Origin of the sequence: Spongiimicrobium salis (assembly GCF_043678055.1) — a bacterium.
Taxonomy (GTDB): Bacteria; Bacteroidota; Bacteroidia; order Flavobacteriales; family Flavobacteriaceae; genus Spongiimicrobium; species Spongiimicrobium salis.
Genome location: NZ_JBHEQA010000003.1, coordinates 48,515 through 68,034, shown reverse-complemented (window position 1 = coordinate 68,034; position 19,520 = coordinate 48,515). Strand labels below are relative to the sequence as shown.

General features: G+C 39.7%; 13 protein-coding genes. 7 read left to right on the top strand and 6 right to left on the bottom strand.

Annotated features, from left to right (window positions below; all coding sequences use genetic code 11):
- Positions 1–150 precede the first annotated feature (150 nt).
- The 5 genes from ACEXOE_RS15155 to ACEXOE_RS15135 all read right to left on the bottom strand — a co-directional run bounded on the left by ACEXOE_RS15155 (position 151) and on the right by ACEXOE_RS15135 (position 3,577).
- The gene (locus tag ACEXOE_RS15155; RefSeq protein ID WP_394749681.1) at positions 151–627 is read right to left on the bottom strand and encodes a hypothetical protein; all 477 of its coding nucleotides are present in this window, start codon (positions 625–627) and stop codon (positions 151–153) included.
- Between the two features lie 149 nt (positions 628–776).
- On the bottom strand, positions 777–1,406 hold the full coding sequence (locus ACEXOE_RS15150) for a DUF6624 domain-containing protein (RefSeq protein WP_394749680.1): 630 nt from the start codon (positions 1,404–1,406) through the stop codon (positions 777–779).
- A gap of 167 nt (positions 1,407–1,573) precedes the next feature.
- Complete coding sequence (locus tag ACEXOE_RS15145; protein ID WP_394749679.1) at positions 1,574–2,119, bottom strand: RsmD family RNA methyltransferase; 546 nt, start codon at positions 2,117–2,119, stop codon at positions 1,574–1,576.
- Positions 2,119–2,949, bottom strand: a complete 831-nt coding sequence (locus ACEXOE_RS15140) for a DUF3822 family protein (RefSeq protein ID WP_394749678.1) — start codon at positions 2,947–2,949, stop codon at positions 2,119–2,121. Before ACEXOE_RS15140 ends, ACEXOE_RS15145 begins: the two co-directional genes overlap by 1 nt.
- Positions 2,927–3,577 (bottom strand): hypothetical protein, encoded by a 651-nt coding sequence (locus ACEXOE_RS15135; protein WP_394749677.1) that lies wholly within the window; start codon positions 3,575–3,577, stop codon positions 2,927–2,929. The genes ACEXOE_RS15140 and ACEXOE_RS15135 overlap by 23 nt, the downstream gene beginning before the upstream one ends.
- A gap of 101 nt (positions 3,578–3,678) precedes the next feature.
- Here ACEXOE_RS15135 and ACEXOE_RS15130 point away from each other — a divergent pair, with 101 nt between their 5' ends.
- The 5 genes from ACEXOE_RS15130 (at position 3,679) to ACEXOE_RS15110 (ending at position 7,863) form a co-directional block, all read left to right on the top strand.
- Complete coding sequence (locus ACEXOE_RS15130) at positions 3,679–5,115, top strand: ATP-dependent DNA helicase (RefSeq protein ID WP_394749676.1); 1,437 nt, start codon at positions 3,679–3,681, stop codon at positions 5,113–5,115.
- A 29-nt stretch (positions 5,116–5,144) separates the two neighbouring features.
- Positions 5,145–5,714 carry a DUF4126 domain-containing protein gene (locus ACEXOE_RS15125; protein WP_394749675.1) on the top strand — a complete coding sequence of 190 codons (570 nt, stop codon included), beginning with the start codon at positions 5,145–5,147 and terminating at the stop codon, positions 5,712–5,714.
- A 19-nt stretch (positions 5,715–5,733) separates the two neighbouring features.
- Positions 5,734–6,462 carry a 3-deoxy-manno-octulosonate cytidylyltransferase gene (kdsB, locus tag ACEXOE_RS15120; RefSeq protein ID WP_394749674.1) on the top strand — a complete coding sequence of 243 codons (729 nt, stop codon included), beginning with the start codon at positions 5,734–5,736 and terminating at the stop codon, positions 6,460–6,462.
- Positions 6,453–7,163 carry an HAD family hydrolase gene (locus tag ACEXOE_RS15115; RefSeq protein WP_394749673.1) on the top strand — a complete coding sequence of 237 codons (711 nt, stop codon included), beginning with the start codon at positions 6,453–6,455 and terminating at the stop codon, positions 7,161–7,163. The genes kdsB and ACEXOE_RS15115 overlap by 10 nt, the downstream gene beginning before the upstream one ends.
- 163 nt (positions 7,164–7,326) lie before the next feature.
- Complete coding sequence (locus ACEXOE_RS15110) at positions 7,327–7,863, top strand: 1-acyl-sn-glycerol-3-phosphate acyltransferase (RefSeq protein ID WP_394749672.1); 537 nt, start codon at positions 7,327–7,329, stop codon at positions 7,861–7,863.
- Here ACEXOE_RS15110 and ACEXOE_RS15105 read toward each other — a convergent pair.
- On the bottom strand, positions 7,860–8,363 hold the full coding sequence (locus ACEXOE_RS15105; RefSeq protein WP_394749671.1) for a hypothetical protein: 504 nt from the start codon (positions 8,361–8,363) through the stop codon (positions 7,860–7,862). The genes ACEXOE_RS15110 and ACEXOE_RS15105 overlap by 4 nt on opposite strands.
- 269 nt (positions 8,364–8,632) lie before the next feature.
- On the opposite strand from ACEXOE_RS15105, the gene ACEXOE_RS15100 reads away from it, so the two are divergent.
- Both ACEXOE_RS15100 and ACEXOE_RS15095 read left to right on the top strand, forming a co-directional pair.
- A complete protein-coding gene (locus ACEXOE_RS15100) occupies positions 8,633–13,453 on the top strand; it encodes a BspA family leucine-rich repeat surface protein (RefSeq protein WP_394749670.1) in 4,821 nt (1,606 codons plus the stop codon).
- Between the two features lie 261 nt (positions 13,454–13,714).
- Positions 13,715–19,219 carry an ExeM/NucH family extracellular endonuclease gene (locus ACEXOE_RS15095; protein ID WP_394749669.1) on the top strand — a complete coding sequence of 1,835 codons (5,505 nt, stop codon included), beginning with the start codon at positions 13,715–13,717 and terminating at the stop codon, positions 19,217–19,219.
- The last annotated feature ends 301 nt before the right edge of the window (positions 19,220–19,520 follow it).

The following is a 19,520-nucleotide window of genomic DNA, read 5'->3' as shown; positions in this document are numbered from 1 at the left end:
TTATTTTTAGGGATGTGAAAATGTACAGTGACAATCCGTGATTTTTCGCCATGCTGTTCCGCTTAGTCGTAAAATGGGAACATTACCAACATATTCAAAGATACGTATCCTGTCAGGAAACAGTTGACATTTAAAACCTTTCTGGGATATCTAAAAACGCATTATAAAGCCAAGACCATTTCCCTTAGCTAGAATAGTAAATTCGGGCTTGAATTGATAACGCGAAGTAGCTTTTAAAGATAAATTATAGGTGTCTATTCCCTTATTCACTTTATTAAATGCGCTAAACGTAAACGGAATCCCAATGGCAGCTATACCACCTCCAATGTAGGCAAGAGACCAATTGGGGTCTCTATCCCCTATAGATTGGCCAATAGGGATGCCGATTAAAAATCCGCCAGCAAAAGACAAAATGGAAGAAATTGTATTTTGGGACCTTGCTTTTTTAATGAGCAAATGGGCATCTAGGTTTGATTCCGTGGCAGACGACAATTCTTTCCAGGATAAGCGCGCTCCATTTTGTGTAAACCGATAACCAAATATGGTTGTTTTCATTTCAATTTCCTGCGCTGTGGATATGGCGCAACAGCAAAGTGCCAAAGTTAAGATTACTACAAGGGTTTTCATTTTTTGGTTGGATTTTTGGTTAAGAAGCTGATTGTAAAACCGCTTTGATATGCGTAACACATATGTACATTGAAAATAATGAATTTTCACGAAAATCCATAGACTTATGATGAATTGCAGTTACAATGGTCTATGGTAAGTTTTACAAGTCATTTTTGTGGTATTGCCCAAGTTATTCCAAGTTGTTCCGCAAATTCCTGTATCCCGGAAAGCCCCAATTCCTTCCGTCTTCGATCTATGTACTCGGGAGCATGAATAGGGAAAAATATGGCATTGCCTTCTTTGTCATATTCATACTGGGTTCCATATTCTTGGGGGCGCTTGCTATTGATCAGCATCCGATCGATTAATCGGGCATAATGCGCTGGCCTAGATTCCTTTTTAAGTACTGATGCCTTGAGCAAAGGGGCATATTTTTCTTTGGAAGCTACGGAACCATGCTGCAATACCGCCCAGAGCGTGGTATTGGCCCGTCTGCCAACTTGTGAAATTCCCAACCAACCATATTGATCCAAAATGGCAGTGACTTCCTGTTCCAGAAGCTTATCCTGTTGTTCCACAACTTCCCAAAAATACTCCATTGCTGCCGAATCCTTACCGAGTTTGTTTTCTGCCTCTTTGTATATGGATCGAAATACCTGGTCTTTTGTCAAGATGCTTTCCAGATGGGTTCGTAGCGAATCGAGGGTTTTAGAGGATAGGTCAACCGAAGATGAAGGGGTTTGGGAATACAAGGAAATGCTCAGAGAGCAGAGCAAAAGTAGTTTTACAAGTTTCATTCTTAGGGTGTTATTTTGAATTCAAATTTAACTAAAAAAATAGTTTAAACTAAATATTTAGTTGAATAAAAATTCAATACCTGAAATATAGGGAATAGGAGAAGATAGGCGACCATATGTGCAACACGACAGCTTAAATTTGGAAGGTTAAGGCGAAAAAGAGATTTTTAATCTGTACTAATACTAAAAAAACTAAAAACACTTCCACCATACTTTCTGGAACTGGAAAAATAGTCCAAATGGGACAGATCCGTATGTTTGGAGTGTTCTATGATCAATACCCCTTCTTCTTTCAACAACTGATTTTTAAACACCCAATGCGAAATTTTTGAAAAATCTTCTTCAGGTAGGGCATAGGGAGGGTCGGCAAAAATAATGTCGTGTTTTTTTTGAGTCTTTTCCAAATAGCTGAAGACATCACTCTTAATCGCAGTGATGTTTGCTTCCAATTGTGTCGCGATCTGGTCAATGAATTTAATACAACCATAATGGGCATCCACACAGATAATGTGCTCTGCACCTCTGGATGCGAATTCATAACTGATATTCCCCGTGCCCGCAAAAAGATCTAATACACTGATTTCATCAAAATAAAAGCTATTGTTCAAAATATTGAAAAGCCCTTCTTTAGCCATGTCCGTTGTAGGACGTACGGGTAATTTTTTTGGAGCGGTGATTCGCCTCCCTTTATATTGTCCGGAAATGATACGCATTAGAGGGCATTTATTACAGTAAAATCAATACTCCCTTGTTCCAGGTCCCCAAAATGATAGGACGGATTTGAAGGAATAAAGATAACCACGTTTTGAATGTAAGTATAGGCAATGGAATACAATTCATCATCTTCCTCAATAGCTCCAAAAAGACGCAGCTTTATTTTTTCGGTATCCAACTTTAATTGCTCTAGCGTAAATAACAAATGGTAAATAAAATCTTCCTTGGTGAAAAATTGAAAACTATTATAAAACTGTAATCGTTTATGGGAAATGATTGTAATATCCATTTGCTGTTTGGAAACGTGGACGTAGCAGACAGGTGTACTGGAGTTGCTATGGGTATTAAGCAAGGTCTGTACCAGTACGCTACCGTGGTGTCTATACTCAAACTCCCCAAACAAATCATAAATATAATTATTGATATTGGTAAAGGGGATATATACGTTCATCATATCATAACTTTCAATTTCGTCATAAGCAACTTCGTCATTGGCCAGAATCTTGGTATTGAACTTTAAATAATTGGCCAATTCGGCGACATCGAACAAAGCTTTGGGGACAATGCTGAACAATGGATTTTTATGGATGGCAACAACTTCCGAAAACGTATAATTAGGTATTTCGTGCGTTTTAAAAAGATCGGCTAGGCGCTTTTGAGTCTCAAAAGGAGTTAGTTCCCGATCAAAAGAATCGCTTTCGGAGATTAGAATATGATTGTTAATCGTATCGAGTACACAAAAAGAAAGTCCATTCAAGCTAACTTGAATGGACAATTTATGATAATTCGATATAGAATCCTCTAGATTAGTTTTCTTTTTTTCTGTCATAGATAGGAGGCCAGTTACCCGTAGTGCTTACTTCGGATAAAGATCCAATTTTGATTTCATCCCCTTTCACTTGCTCTACACTTTGATGTGCATTTTCCTTTGCCAGCAAATCTTTAGGTTGATCGTGCAAAATAATACTCTTCTTCACTTTAGCTTCAAATACAGCAGCTTTTACACCACTTTTGTCAATCATGGCAGCTTTCATTTCAAACTTTTCACCATTAGGAGCAAAAGGCACATTCATTAAAGTTTTATAACGATCATCTTTTTTGAAGAGGGAATCCTTAACAGAGATGAAATCTAGAGTGTCAATAATCTTTACTTCCTTCAATAAATCAATTTGATAAGTTTCATCAAACTGCATAAAGGAAGAATCACGTTGCTGGGTAATAGTGAACTTTCCTTTTTCTATAAAATCTATTAAGGTATTAAAGTCATTGGCGAATTTTCCATTTTCTCGCTTATAAGCTTCCTGAGCGTTACCGATATCTTTTAATACCGAAATGACTTGGCCGAAACGATCTTCCTTCGTCTTTTTAAATTCTATCGGGGCGTTTACTGACTGGTAGATTAAATATCCCAATCCTACACATACGATCCAAAGTACTATTTGCAATACGGTTTTCATTCTAATATGATATTAATTATATAGTGGTGGACACAAATCTACAATTTTTTTTTAATGGTAAAAGTTTTTCACCCAAAAATCCTGATTATCTTTGGATGCCTATGAAAACCATGACACCTTCCTCTTTTTACCGGCTCTTATTGGATAAATTCCCTCACGAACCTACCCTTAATCAAGAGGTCGCATTGCAACAATTGGCCAATTTTATTTTGTCCAAAGAAAAAGAACATACCTTCTTGCTCAAAGGTTTCGCCGGAACTGGAAAAACGACTATTGTTGGGACCGTGGTGAATAGCTTATGGCAAACAACCATGAAGGCGGTGTTGATGGCCCCTACAGGAAGAGCGGCTAAAGTAATGTCTAATTACTCCAGAACCCAAGCCTTTACGATACATCGAAAAATTTACTTTCCTAAAAAGCAGAGCGGAGGAGGGGTTCAATTTGTCTTGGCGCCCAATAAACATAGGAACACTGTTTTTATTGTGGATGAGGCCTCTATGATTCCAGATACTCCTGCAGATAGTAAATTGTTCGAAAATGGGTCTTTACTGGACGATTTGATGTTGTATGTCTATAGTGGTCACCAATGCAAATTAATTCTTATTGGCGATACCGCACAATTGCCTCCGGTGCGTTTGGATCTGAGTCCGGCTTTGGATGAAAAAACCTTAGGATTGAACTATAATAAGGAAGTGATGAAAATTGAGTTGGACGAAGTAGTGCGACAAGCTGAGGATTCAGGAATTTTAGTCAATGCCACCAACCTCCGTCATCAATTACAAAATAACTTCTATGATAGCTTTAAATTTGATGTTGGTGCCTTTACCGATATTGTACGCCTCATAGATGGGAATGATATTCAAGAGGCCATAGACGATGCATACAGACAGCATGGTAGGGAAGAAACCTCTATCATTGTACGTTCCAATAAAAGGGCAAATTTGTACAATGAAAATATTAGAAATAGGATACTTTACTTAGAGCATGAGATTGCTGTGGGCGATTATATGATGGTGGTGAAGAACAATTACTTTTGGTTAAAACCGAATACCGAAGCAGGATTTATTGCCAATGGGGATATTATTGAAGTCTTGGAAATTTTTGGGATACGCGAACTCTATGGCTTTACTTTTGCAGAAGTAAAGGTAAAAATGGTAGATTATCCCAAACAACCTCCGTTGGAAACCGTATTGCTGCTAGATACCATAAAAGCAGAAACGCCTTCCCTGTCTTATGATGATGGAAATCGGCTTTATCAGGAAGTAATGAAAGATTATAGTGGGGAAACTTCCAAGTATAAAAAATTCCTGGCGGTGAAAAACAACAAATACTTTAATGCCCTACAAGTGAAGTTTTCTTATGCCATTACCTGTCATAAATCCCAAGGAGGACAATGGGACACTATTTTTATAGAACAACCTTACTTGCCCAATGGTATCGATAAGGAATATTTGCGTTGGCTATATACGGCAGTTACCCGGGCAAAAAAACAGCTGTACCTTATCGGATTCAAAAACGATTTTTTTGTTGAGGACTAATCGCCTAATTTAGTACAAAGTTTTTTATCATGACATCCGAAACCATTATCAGTATTTTTTTAGGAATAGGATTGGCTGCTTCGGTAGGTTTTCGCGTCTTTTTACCCCTTTTTGCCTTGAGTTTGGCCTCTTATATGGGCGTCTGGGAATTAAATGAGAATTGGCAGTGGATCGGTAGCTTGGCAGCATTGATCACCTTAGGGGTAGCCATGCTCGTGGAAATTTTTGCTTATTTCATTCCTTGGGTCGATAATCTTTTGGATAGTTTGGCCGTGCCTTTGGCCGCTATTGCAGGGACGGCTGTTATGGTATCTACCATCGCTAATCTGGATCCTATTGTTACTTGGTCTTTGGCGATTATCGCTGGAGGAGGAACAGCTACAATGATCAAAGGAGCTTCGGCAACAACACGCTTGACCTCTACGGCCACCACCGGCGGCGTTGCCAATCCCGTAGTAGCCACTATAGAAACGGGTACAGCTGCAGTGGTCTCTACAGCGGCCATAGCGATACCTCCTATCGCCATCATACTGGTTATTATCATCTTGATTGTCATTTTTCGGATATATCGGAAACTAAGACCTAGAAAAAAAACCTAAAAAAGCGCAAAGTAACCTTATGAAGACTATTGCAATGATTCCCGCGCGTTATGCGGCATCTCGATTTCCTGCCAAATTAATGCAAGATTTGGGAGGTAAGCCCGTAATTGTACGAACCTATGAAGCCACTGTAAATACAGGATTGTTTGATGAGGTCTATGTGGTTACGGATAGTGCTATTATACAGGATACTATTTCCGAAATAAATGGAAAGGTCATAAGGAGTATAAAAGAACATGAATGTGGTAGTGACCGTATTGCAGAAGCTGTGGCGCCTATGGAAGTGGATATCATTGTAAATGTACAAGGAGATGAACCATTTATAGATGCCGAAAGTTTGGCCGCAGTAATCGCCGTTTTCAACGAGGATACCGCAGCAGAGATCGATCTTGCTTCCCTAATGGTTCGGATTACTGATGAGGAAGAGATTAAAAACCCCAATACTGTGAAAGTAATTGTGGACAATCGAGATTTTGCTCTGTACTTTTCCCGTTCTCCGATTCCATACCCAAGGGCAAAAAGCAACAGTAGCACCTATTATAAGCATAAAGGAATCTATGCCTTTAGAAAAAGGGCACTAATGGATTTTCAACGTTTACCAATGCTGTCTTTGGAAGCTACGGAAAAGATTGAGGCCATCCGATATTTGGAATATGGAAAGAAGATAAAAATGGTAGAAACCCAGGTTTCGGGAATTGGAATTGATACCCCGGAAGATTTAGAGAAAGCCAAGAAAGTATGGAAGTAGATTACAGTGCAATACAAACCATTGGCTTTGACGCTGATGATACCTTGTGGGTCAACGAGACCTATTTTAGAAAAGCCGAAGAAGATTTTGCCACATTGTTGGAAAAATATGAGACCAAAAATAAGATTGATCAGGAGCTTTTCAAGAAGGAAATGGAGAATTTACAACTCTATGGCTATGGAATCAAAGGTTTTGTGCTATCTATGATCGAATCGGCCCTTGAAATTTCGAACAATGACGTATCGCCAGCAACTTTGAATGCTATTTTGAATATAGGGAAGGAAATGATCGATCATCCCGTGGAGCTTTTGGATGGGGTAGAGGAAGTCCTACAGGTCCTCAGTAAAAAGTATCGACTTATTGTATTGACCAAAGGGGATTTATTAGATCAGGAACGAAAATTGGAGAAATCAGGATTGGAAAAATATTTTCACCATGTAGAAGTATTGAGCGATAAAAAAGAAATCAATTACAAAAATTTACTGGCGCATTTGAACATTGATGTGGGTTCTTTTTTAATGATAGGAAATTCACTGAAATCAGATGTCTTACCTCTTGTAAACATCGGAGCGCAGGCCATCCATGTTCCTTTTCATACCACTTGGCAGCATGAGGAGGTTTCCGAAGAAGAGCGGAGAGGGAAGAAAGCCTATATGACGCTTTCCCGTCTTAGTGCTGTTTTGGAGTATTTTGATACTTGAAATACAGAATACGAAAACAAGATATGGGAAGCGATTTGGGAAACCACACCGTTCAAACACTAGATACTGCAAAAAAGTAAAATTAGGATAACTTCCCAACAATAATACCGTATATTGACCCTGAAATATCTAGTAAGAATCGCTTAATTCTGCTTTTAATTTTATGCAAACACTAGCAAAATTTATCTATTTTAGAATCCTAGGCTGGCGTCTTCAAGGAACATTTCCGAAGGTAGATAAATGTGTCATAATTGTAGCACCACATACCAGTTGGGTAGATTTTTTTATCGGTATATTGGTGCGTAAATTATGGAATGAGGAAATTAATTTCATAGGCAAACAAAGCCTTTTCAAACCGCCATTCGGGTGGTACTTTAAATGGATGGGTGGTGCGCCCATTGATAGGAGTAAGAACAATGATATGGTAAAAGCCATTGCCAAAATTTTTTCGGAACGCAATACCTTTAGACTGGCCTTGGCTCCTGAAGGCACCCGAAAACGAGTGTCGGCCTGGAAGACAGGATATTATTACATTGCACAAGCGGCCAATGTTCCCATAGTGATGGTGGCCTTTGATTATGGAAGTAAACAGGTAAAAATATCCGATCCATATCCCATATCATCCTTTAAGGAAGGAGAATTGGAGAAAAAACATGAATTCTTTAATGGGGTTGTGGGAAAGGTTCCCGAGTATTCCTAGGTTTTCTTAAGAATCTTTTTTGGAGCCTCTTCTTCTTTGCGTTGTGTATTTCCGGGGAAGACCAAATTGGTACTGGAATAGGTAGTGCCAAAGGTTGCAGCAGCAAGAAACACTTGATTAATGGCATCCAATAATTGGTGCTCATACAATTCTTCCAAAGGATGCGCAAATACGGACCAAATGATTTCATCACTTAAGGCATATTTTACATCCAAGGCAGAATGATAGTTGGCCACTAAGGCATTTAGTAATTCCTTCTCTTCTACTTTATCCCGTTCCACTATCGGAGATATAATACGCATACGATTGGCATTGGTATCATAAATACAGATCAGTACGCGTTCCTTATAGATAAATTGCAAGGCATTGCCTTGTTTTTGCACCGTATCTGCAACTTGGGTAATAAGTTCTTCCAGTTTTTCGGCATTCATTTGCTGGGCATTGGCCTGGGAAACACTAAAAAAACTAAATAGTAGAACAAGAGAATAAATATAACGCATAGTTTCGTTTATTACTAGGTCGGGATTCCGAACATTTATTTACAATGGGAACAAAAGGAATTCTCTTCTACTTCATTTTCTGTAATGAGTCTTGTCTGAGAGATTCTGACTTAAAGGTACGAAACTTCGCTTAAGATTAAGATTATCGACAGTTGTATTTTAACCGTGATATTCGGTATTTTGTCGATTTTGTCGAATTTATTCCATATAATATATTCGATGATGCTACTTTAGTATCGAAATCAAATTAACCACGATAACACAAATTTATGAAACAAATTACCCTACTGGTATGCTTCTTTTTGTATGCCTTTTTTTCTTTTGGACAAGCGGAACAGATTGGAAGCTTCACCCTGGTGGAAGCGGGTTCTGGAAATACAATACTGGAACTCACAGAAGGAACAGTATTGAATACTGCCACAACAGCAAGTGGCATTAATATTAGAGCCAATACTGTTTCTGCTACGGTGGGCAGTGTTGTTTTTTCCTTGAATGGTCCTCTAAATAAAAATATGACAGAGAATGTTGCGCCATATGCCCTTTTTGGAGATTTCAATGGGGAGTATTTTGGTGAGAACCTTCCTGAAGGTGCCTATACCTTAACAGCTACAGCCTTTACGGAAGAAAGAGGTGGGGGAATCCCTGGAGATCCATTTACCATTAATTTTAGGGTGGTTGCCCAACCAGATGCCAAACCTTTTATTACGACATGGGATTTACGTAACGTGAATAATGGTGTATCACCAAATAGCATTACCATTCCTACCGTTCCCGGGGAAATCTATAATTACAATGTGGATTGGGGCGATGGCACTATGGATACTGGAGTTACTGGAGATATCACGCATCGTTATGAAACATTGGACGAATATACGGTTACCATAAGTGGTGTTTTTCCTAGAATTCGGTTTGCTCCTAATTTAGGCGATGAAAATAATCAAAAAATTAGATTTGTAAACCAATGGGGAGATAATGAATGGTCTTCTATGGAGTTTGCCTTTGTCAATTGTGAAAACTTGGATGTATTGGCCACAGATATCCCTAACTTATCTAAGGTGACTTCTATGGCTTCAATGTTCGCAAATTGTTTCGGAATGTTCGGAAATCCCACCTTTGGGAATTGGGATGTTAGTGCTGTTGAAGATATGAGCTCATTGTTCTCTCTGACTAGCTTTAATCATGACCTCAACAATTGGAATGTTAGTAATGTCACGAATATGGGCTCCATGTTTGGCGAGGTGTTTTTCAATCAAGATATCAGTGGCTGGGATGTTAGTAATGTAACCAACATGGGAGGCATGTTTTTTGCGAATGGAGCTTTTAATCAAGATATCAGTGGTTGGAATGTGTCTAAAGTAACGAATATGAATTTGATGTTTGCAGATACTCGGTTTAATCAAGATATCAGTGCTTGGGATGTATCTAATGTAACAAACATGGGAGAGATGTTCTTTGTTTCTAACTTTGATCAGGATTTAGGCAATTGGGATATTAGTAATGTCACTATAATGTCTGAGATGTTTGAAGGAGCAGGTTTATCTTTAGAAAACTACGATAGTACGCTAATTGGCTGGGCTACTTTAGATACCAATGAGACTCGGATTCCGGAAAATATACCCTTTAATGCAGGGGGTAGCCAATTTTGTTTGGCTGAAACGGCAAGACAGGAATTGAGTAACGCTTTTGGCTGGACCATAACCGATGGTGGTCTAAATTGTGATGGTATTCTACCTGAGGTAGTACATTTCACCTTGGTGGCTGCGGGAACGGGTACAGAAATACAACCCTTAACAGAAGGTGTTGTAATCGATGAAGCAACTGTAATCTCAGCCGGAGGGGTGAGTATTATTGCCAATACCAATTTTGAAACCGTGGGGAGCGTCGTTTTTTCATTATCAGGTCCTGAAAATAGGGAAATGACGGAAAATGTGTCTCCCTATACCCTTTTTGGGGATTTTCAAGGAGAATTTTTTGGAAGAAACCTTCCTGTGGGAACATATACGTTAACTGCTACGGCATTTACAGGAGAAAGAGGCGGAGGTCAAGCAGGAACTCCACTTAGCCTAAATTTCAGGATTAGGGAATCAGCACCCGAAATGCGTCCTTTTGTGACCACTTGGGATTTAAGGAATGTGAATAACGATGCATCGCCAAATAGTATAACCATACCCACTGTTGCCGGAGAAACCTATGATTACAATGTAGATTGGGGTGATGGCACCATGGATACTGGAGTAACAGGAGACATCTCCCATAGTTATGAAACATTGGACGAGTACACGGTAACCATAAGTGGTATTTTTCCGAGAATCAGGTTTGTTTATGATGATTTTAGTGACAGGAATATAGAAAAAATCAGGTTAGTGAACCAGTGGGGAGATATTCAATGGTCGTCTATGGAGGGCGCCTTTATGCACTGTGATAGATTGGATGTGACGGCAATTGACACACCAGATTTATCAAATGTAACCTCAATGCAATTCATGTTTTCTCAATGTTTTAACCTTTCTGGAAACCCGGCTTTTGGAGAATGGGATGTTAGCACTATTATTGACATGGATGGGCTATTTGAAGGCACTAAATTTAATGAAGAAATAGGCAATTGGGATGTTCGTAATGTAAGAAGTACTTCAAACATGTTCACAGATACACCATTCAATCAGGATATTGGGAATTGGGATGTAAGTAATGTTAGAGATATGACAGAGATGTTTTTCTTTGCCACCTCTTTTAATCAGGATATTGGGAATTGGAATGTTGGTAATGTAACTACAATGGCGAGAATGTTTGTCACTTCCTCATTTAATCAGGATATCAGTAATTGGGATGTAAGTAATGTGACTAACTTTTTTGAAATGTTTATTTTTTCTCCTTTTAATCAAAATTTGGGGAATTGGGATATCAGTAATGCCGTGAACATGGAGTCCATGTTTAACAATGCCCTTTCCATAGAAAATTATGATAACACCTTAATAGGTTGGGTTACTTTAAGTGAAAATGAAACTAGAATTCCGGAAAATATTGTTTTCGGGGCAGAGTTAAGTAATTATTGCTTGGGGGAAGATGCTAGACAAAATTTAATCGACAATTTTAATTGGCGGATTTTTGATGATGGAAGAAATTGTAATGAAATAGTTCCCGAAATTGTAGATTTTACTATTGTAGAAATAGGTACAGGAATTCATATTTCCAGACTTTCAGATGGAACAGTGATAAGTCAAGAAGATTTGGGAAGAGGAATAAATATTGTAGCTCAAACTTTCCCCGTAAATGGCGGTAGCATTCTTTTTTCTTTAATAGGCCCAGAGAATAGACAAGCTACAGAAAATGTATCACCTTATACACTTTTTGGAGATTTTGACGGAGAATTTTTTGGTCGGGAATTGATTGAAGGGGAATATACACTAACTGTCACACCATACAGTGGTCCAGATAGAACAGGGGAACAGGGAGAAACTATATCCCTTTCATTTACAGTAGAAGCCCCTCAACGATCATTTATTACCACTTGGAAAACAGATAATCGCGGTCCAGGAAACAATAATCAGATAGTAATTCCTGTTGTTGATGGTGAAATCTACAATTATACTGTTGATTGGGGAGATGGTACTTCTAATACCAATGTAAGTCAAACAATGACCCATACCTATACTACGGTTGGGACATATACTGTATCTATTTCTGGAATGTTCCCCCATCCGCGTTTTGCGTTGGATGATTTCAATGGAAAACTTTTAGCTGTGAATCAATGGGGAGATATAGAATGGAATTCGATGGAAAATGCATTTGAATATTGTGGTAATATGCAAGTTTTTGCAGAAGATATACCTAATTTATCCAATGTAAGGTCATTAAATAGGATGTTTCTGGATTGTACTTCTTTAACAGGAAATGCTTCATTTGTAAATTGGAATGTTCAAAATATTATCAATATGAACCTCATGTTTGCGGGGACAGCATTTAATGAAGATATAGGAAATTGGAATGTTGGTCAAGTGACTACAATGACGAGTATGTTTGCTAATGCAACATTCTTTAATCAAGACATATCAAGGTGGAATATGTCTAATGTTGAGAATATGAGCGGGATGTTTTCGAGAGCGGAAGAATTTAATCAAGATATTGGTAATTGGGATACTGCACAGGTTCAGCGAATGAATTTTATGTTTTTCCAAGCAACAGCTTTCAATCAAAATCTAGGGAATTGGAATATTAGTGCTATGCGCAGTATGGACGAAATGCTCAGTGGTTCGATGTTGTCTTCGGAAAATTATGATAATACCTTAATAGGATGGTCAACGTTAGACACAAACGAAACAACCATCCCTAGAAATATAACATTAGGGGCAAATCCAATTCAATATTGTTTAGGAGATGAATCTAGGCGGTCATTGGTGGATAATTTTGGTTGGACGATTACCGATGGAGATCGAAATTGTAATGATGCTGCAAGTATTACATCCTTAACACTATTAGTTCTGGATATCACCGATTTCCCACCTTTTGATGAAGAACTTTTTAGATTGGAAAATGAACAAACATATTTTGTCAATACATTGTTTGATTTCCTGCATACGATTCGTGCGAATACCAATCCAGAAACTGTAGGTAGTGTTGTTTTCTCATTAAGTGGAGCTGTAAATCAGGAATTTACAGATAATACGGCACCATATACACTATTTGAAGCAAGCAGTGGTAATGGAATTCAATTTGTTGAAGGAACCTATAACTTAAATGTCACTGCATATACCGGGCCAAATGGTTCAGGGGAAGCTGGTGAAACAAGAACAATTCGCTTTTCCTTGGAAGGACCAAGTAGATCCGTAACTAGTGATTACGAAGTATCCTTATACCCCAATAAAGCAACGACCACGGTTAATGTTTCGGTTTCCGATCCAAATAGGACATTGCAGACGATTGTAGTCCATGATATGCTGGGAAGAAAAGTGGGCGAATATGTTCCCAATCAAGTTATAAATGGGAATGGGTATGCGTTGCCGGTATATCACATGCAAGGAGGTATGTATATAGTGAGCACAATAGATGATCGGGGAGGAGTTCATAAAATGCGTCTCTTGGTAGACCATTAGCAAACAAATTAGTTCAAATAATATACTAAGAAGGGACGCTTTTGTAGCGTCCCTTTTTTATTTTGATATTTCCAATTTTCGCACGTTTTTTTTGTATTAAGGAATGGTTATCCTTGGTTCAAATTTATTCATAGGCCCTATTAAAACTATCAATTCCATGTATTTTAGTGCGTTATTTAAAAATAAACAGTATTTTTTAGCCAAATTGTACTACAATACTAATTTTATAACCCTACATTTTAACCAATTAAAGAAGAACATATGATAAAGAAAATTACGCTACTTTTAGTAACTGCATTAGCGTCTTTTGCGACATTGACCGCCCAAACGGTCTTACTGGGCGAGTCTTTTGAGACCGATGGAAACGGGACGCGCTACACCACTTCCATCCCAGAATTCAGTGACGGATTTGGAGATTTTTTTACCCGAACCGATGGCAGCAATATCGGCGCGTTTTATGAAGTTTTCGGAGCCGATGGCAATTTCTATTTTGTAGCCCAGGATATCGATGGAGAAGGAAGTGCAGCACAGCAGACGCTAACATTTTCGGGAATTGACATTAGTAATTTTGAAAATTTAAATTTCAGCGCCTTATTTGCGGAGGATGACGATGCTGCCAACCAGGATTGGGACGATAGTGATTTTCTTCGTGTGGAATATCAAATCGATGGCGGAGGGTTTCAAAACCTTCTGGCTATTGAGGAAATCGATAACGGTACCGCTTTTAATCAAGAACCGGGCATCGATACTGATTTTGATGGCGTAGCAGATGGAGCAGCCATTACCTCCACCTTTACCGCTTTTGGAAATGTCATAGCTGGAACGGGATCGAGTTTAGATATTCGCATTACCATTAGCTTAAATTCAGGAGATGAGGATATTGCTATTGATCGTATTGAAGTTACAGGGGACGCCGTCGTAAATACCCCTACGGGACTTGTAGAAAATTTTGATAATGACGAACAATTCGATATAACGGCAGGAGCATTTTTTACCGATGGAGCGGGAGATTACTTCACCATAACCGATGGTTCAACTATTGGATCTTTCGTAGACCTAAGTGGCTTTGAGGGTTCGTTCTTAGCGGCACAGGATTTGGATGGAGAAGGTGGGCCCGCAACGGTACAATTAACTTGGTCCGGTATTAATATCGAAGGCTTGAGTACCATTGCTTTTCGCGGACTATTTGCAGAAGACGATGATGGGACCAATCAAGATTGGGACGCGGATAGTTCTGTATTGTTGGAATATTCGATTGATGGCGCTGCTTTTCAAAATGTAATTGCTTTTGCAGCTGCCGGGGGAACCAATACAGAACCTCTGGAGGATACCGATTTCGATGGTATAGGGGACGGCCTAGCGCTAACGGCAGTGGCACAAGAATTTACAAAAACACTTATCGGAACAGGAAGTGCCTTGGTATTGCGATTGACCATTAGTGGATTGGATGCTGGGGACGAGGATATTGCGATCGATGCATTGGTTATTGAAGAAGAGGAAGTAGTCAACAGGCCACTTGGACTTGTTGAAAATTTTGATAATGAGGACCAATTCGATATTACTGCTGGAAGTTTCTTTACAGATACCTTCGGAGATTATTTTACGATAACCGATGGAAGCAATATTGGTTCATTTGTTGAATTAAAAGGCTTTGATGGCCCATTTCTTGCCGCACAGGATTTGGATGGGGAAGGAGGACCAACTACAGTGCAATTGACTTGGTCAAATATTAATATAGAGGGAATAGAAAGTATCGCTTTTAAAGGTCTTTTCGCAGAGGACGATGACGCTGCCAATCAAGATTGGGATGCCGATAGTTCTGTCCTGCTGGAATATTCCATTGATGGAGGCGCTTTTCAAAACTTAATTGCTTTTGCTGCGGCAGGGGGAACCAATACAGAACCTTTGGAAGACACTGATTTTGATGGTATTGGAGATGGCTTGGCCTTAACGAATGTTGCACAGGAGTTTATGAAAATTATCCCTGAAACGGGAAGTAACTTAATACTGCGATTAACCATTGCAGGTCTTGATGCAGGTGATGAAGATATCGCCATTGATGCTCTCCGAATTATGGAAGATGTACCTGTAGCACCTCTAGGGCTGTTTGAACCCTTTGATACTGAAGATCAGTTTGCTATTACTGCCGGGGCTTTCTTTACGGATGGAGCCGGAGATTACTTTACGATAACCGATGGCTCAACCATAGGTTCTTTTGCAGAGTTTACAGGTTTTGAAGGTTCATTTTTAGCTGCCCAAGATTTGGATGGGGAAGGCGGACCTACCACAGTACAACTAACGTGGTCCGATATTAATATTGAAGGCTTACAGGATATTGCTTTTAGTGGACTTTTCGCTGAGGATGATTCCAGTGATGGTAATGAAGATTGGGACGATAATAGTTCCGTGCGTATTGAATATGCTATTGATGGCGGTGCTTTCCAAAACCTTTTGGCTTTTGAAGCGGCGGGGGGAACCAATACAGAACCTTTGGAAGATACGGACTTCGATGGTATTGGAGATGGTATAGCATTAACGCCTACGGCACAAGAATTCACTAAAAATATTGCAGCCACAGGAGCGACCATTAGCTTACGATTAACGATTTCTGGCCTGGATGCAGGAGATGAAGATATCGCTATGGACGCTTTCCGAATTGGAGCGGCACTTGGAGGCAATGACATTACCTTGGCGATTTCTCCTGAAAATGCTTCCCGATCTGAAGGAAATGAGGGAATTACCGATTTTACTTTCACGGTAACGCGTGGGGGAGATACTTCAGGAACCACTGCTGTGGATTATGTCGTGAGCGGAAGTGTTGATGCCAATGATTTTGGAGGAACTTTACCCTCTGGAACGGTGGAATTTGTAGCCGATGAAACTAGCCAGACCATTACCTTGGGCGTTTCAGGGGATCTTGAGGAAGAAACCAACGAAAGTTTTACAGTAACCTTGTCGAATCCTACCAACGATGCTATTTTATTAACGGCAACGGCGGAAGGAACGATTCAGGATGATGATACCGAATTGGCCATTACCTTGATACATGATATTCAGGGAAGTGGACCAACAGTTGCCATTACTCAGGAAATTTCAGTGGAGGCCATTGTGGTGGGCGATTTCCAAAATGATGATCAATTGGATGGTTTTTATGTACAAGAAGAAGATGCGGATGCCGACGCCGATGCTGCTACTTCTGAAGGTATTTTTGTGTTCTGTGGTTCCAATAATTGCGGCTCTTTTACCGATATCAATGTGGGAGACCGAGTGCAAGTAACGGGAACTCCTGCAGAATTTGGAGGACAAAGTCAGATTGTAATGACCGGACTTCGACTGATTGACAGTGATAATGTATTGCCTACTCCGGCGATATTGGACTTACCCGTAACGGCTTTAACCGATTTGGAAAGCTTTGAAGGCATGTTAATATCCTCGGCAGATGCCCTTTATGTTACGGAACATTTTGATTTAACGCGATTTGGATCTGTGGTGTTAACATCCCAGCTAGATCGTTTGTTCCAGCCTACGGCAGTAGCTGCTCCGGGAGCTGCGGCAAATGCCTTGGCCCAGGCCAATAGCTTAGACCGCATTATTTTGGATGATGGGCGAACGGGAAGAGATCCTGAACCTTTGGTGTTTCCAAGTAATTTTAGTGCTTTGAACAGCTTAAGAGGCGGAGATTCCTTGCCGGCTGGCTTCACAGGGGTTCTAGGAGAAGGTTTTGATGAATATAGGATTCAACCTGTAGGAGAAGTGAATTTTACGGCTTCAAATCCCAGAACAGTAACGCCGGAAGAAGTAGGAGGTAACCTCAAAGTGACAAGCTTCAATGTATTGAATTTCTTTACTACCCTAAATCAACGGGGTGCGGAATCAGAACTGGAGTTTGATAGGCAACGCGATAAGATTATTGCTGCCATTTCGGCTATTGGAGCAGACATTGTTGGTTTGATCGAATTGGAAAATAATGCAACGGCCTCGCTTCAATCGTTGATCGATGGATTAAATGCATTGGATGGAACCAATACTTGGAGTTTTGTGGATGCGGGAATCATCGGTGGAGATCAAATCAAAGTAGGAATCATCTATAAAACTGCCGTTGTTGAGGAATCTGGAACTTTTGCGATATTGGATGCTTCGGTAGATCCCCGTTTTATCGATAATCAGAACAGGCCTGTATTGGCGCAAACCTTCACGGTTATAGATAGTAATAATCCTGATTTGGGTGAGCGTTTGACGGTAGCCATCACTCATTTAAAATCCAAAGGGTCCGATTGTAATGCACTTGGAGATCCAGATACAGGAGACGGACAGGGAAATTGTAATATTACCCGTACTACCGCGGCACAAGCTATGGTAGATTGGTTTGCAACGAACCCCACGGGAACTGAAGACAATGACCTTATTGTTCTAGGGGATTTCAATGCGTACCAAATGGAAGATCCTATTACCGCGATGCGCGCTGGTGCAGACGATACAGAGGGCACTGAAGATGATTATGTACAATTGGAAGGTTCTGATTCCTATAGCTTCGTGTTCAGGGGGCAATGGGGATCTTTGGACAATGCTTTTGCCAATAGTAGTTTAGCGGGACAAATTACAGGAAGTACTGTTTGGCATATCAATGCCGATGAACCGGTAGCCCTGGATTATAATGTCAACGGACAATCTCCCGCACAGATTGAATTGTTCTACAATGCAGATCCTTACAGAGCTTCAGATCATGACCCTATTGTGGTGGGATTGGACCTTAATAATAATACGGTAGAACCAAGGGCCGTAACTAGTTTCGTTTTAGTCAATGCAGATACGGATGAAGATATTATGGAAATAACGGAAGGCATGGTCATCGATCAACTTTCACTACCTACACAGAATTTAAATTTTCGTGTAGAGACTTCTGGCATTGTTGAAAGTGTACGCTTCGAAGTTAGCGGAGCCTTTAATAGCAGTAGAACGGAAAACGTAGCGCCTTATGCACTTTTGGGAGATTTTCCTGCAGGGGATTTTAATGGACGGGATTTTGCATTGGGAACTTACACTTTATTTGCAATTCCATTTGCGGAAGATGGTTTGCAAGGCGATGCAGGTACAGACTTAACCATCAATTTTGAATTCATAGAACAAAGACCATCCATTATAAGTTTTACCTTGGTGGACGCGGAAACAGATGAGGACATTCTACAATTGGAAGAGGGAATGCAAATCAATATCGCTGATTTGCCCACAGACTTTTTGAATATTCGTGCCAATGCATCTGAAGATACGCAAAGTGTGCGTTTACAACTCAGTGGTGCTGTAAGTACCGTAAGAACGGAAAATGTGATACCTTATGCAGTTTTTGGCGATGTAGCTCCGGATTATTTTGGCAGAACACTGGGAGTAGGAAGCTACAACATCAGCGCGGTAGCTTTTTCCGAACCTGCTAGAGGTGGTTTGTCCGGGTCAAATTTTACTATTGACTTTGACATAGTAGAGACTATACCACCATCCAATGCCATTGCCCCCTATGCTGTTTCTCTATATCCGAATGCAGCCACCACCAATGTGAATCTAACGGTTTCCGATCGGGAAGTGGATATTGTGAAAATACAAATATTCGATTTGCAAGGAAGAAAGATTGCAGAATACGCTCCGGCGGAAGTACGAAACGCAGATGGATATCGCTTACCGGTCTATCAAATGCAAGGAGGAATGTATATTGTGAATACCGTAGATAGCGAAGGAAAAATGAGTCAAAGACGACTTTTAGTGGATAAACGCTAAGTAAACCATTACGGACTAAATTTATATAAGGCCCCTTTTCTAAGGGGCCTTTTCAATGAATAGCCCAAGGAAACCTTTGGCACTCTTCTAAATTCATTTAAAAAGTAAAAAAAAACCTACTTTTAAATCATATTTATTTGCATACTGTAAATAAAAAATTAACTTTATAAAGTAATACTAATAATCTTATTTTAGAAATATTCCCTCACACTAATAAGATTGCCCCTATCTGTTGTACGTAAAATTGTAGAGATATAAAATAGCTTTCCCGACCACTATTTTATCCGAAATATTCATGTGA

Coding starts and splice junctions, on each gene's coding strand:
- ACEXOE_RS15115 (WP_394749673.1), top strand. CDS start 6,453: ATGGAAGTAGATTACAGTGCAATACAAACCATTGGCTTTGACGCTGAT.
- ACEXOE_RS15095 (WP_394749669.1), top strand. CDS start 13,715: ATGATAAAGAAAATTACGCTACTTTTAGTAACTGCATTAGCGTCTTTT.
- ACEXOE_RS15145 (WP_394749679.1), bottom strand. CDS start 2,119: ATGCGTATCATTTCCGGACAATATAAAGGGAGGCGAATCACCGCTCCA.
- ACEXOE_RS15135 (WP_394749677.1), bottom strand. CDS start 3,577: ATGAAAACCGTATTGCAAATAGTACTTTGGATCGTATGTGTAGGATTG.
- kdsB (WP_394749674.1), top strand. CDS start 5,734: ATGAAGACTATTGCAATGATTCCCGCGCGTTATGCGGCATCTCGATTT.
- ACEXOE_RS15105 (WP_394749671.1), bottom strand. CDS start 8,363: ATGCGTTATATTTATTCTCTTGTTCTACTATTTAGTTTTTTTAGTGTT.
- ACEXOE_RS15140 (WP_394749678.1), bottom strand. CDS start 2,949: ATGACAGAAAAAAAGAAAACTAATCTAGAGGATTCTATATCGAATTAT.
- ACEXOE_RS15155 (WP_394749681.1), bottom strand. CDS start 627: ATGAAAACCCTTGTAGTAATCTTAACTTTGGCACTTTGCTGTTGCGCC.
- ACEXOE_RS15130 (WP_394749676.1), top strand. CDS start 3,679: ATGAAAACCATGACACCTTCCTCTTTTTACCGGCTCTTATTGGATAAA.
- ACEXOE_RS15100 (WP_394749670.1), top strand. CDS start 8,633: ATGAAACAAATTACCCTACTGGTATGCTTCTTTTTGTATGCCTTTTTT.
- ACEXOE_RS15110 (WP_394749672.1), top strand. CDS start 7,327: ATGCAAACACTAGCAAAATTTATCTATTTTAGAATCCTAGGCTGGCGT.
- ACEXOE_RS15125 (WP_394749675.1), top strand. CDS start 5,145: ATGACATCCGAAACCATTATCAGTATTTTTTTAGGAATAGGATTGGCT.
- ACEXOE_RS15150 (WP_394749680.1), bottom strand. CDS start 1,406: ATGAAACTTGTAAAACTACTTTTGCTCTGCTCTCTGAGCATTTCCTTG.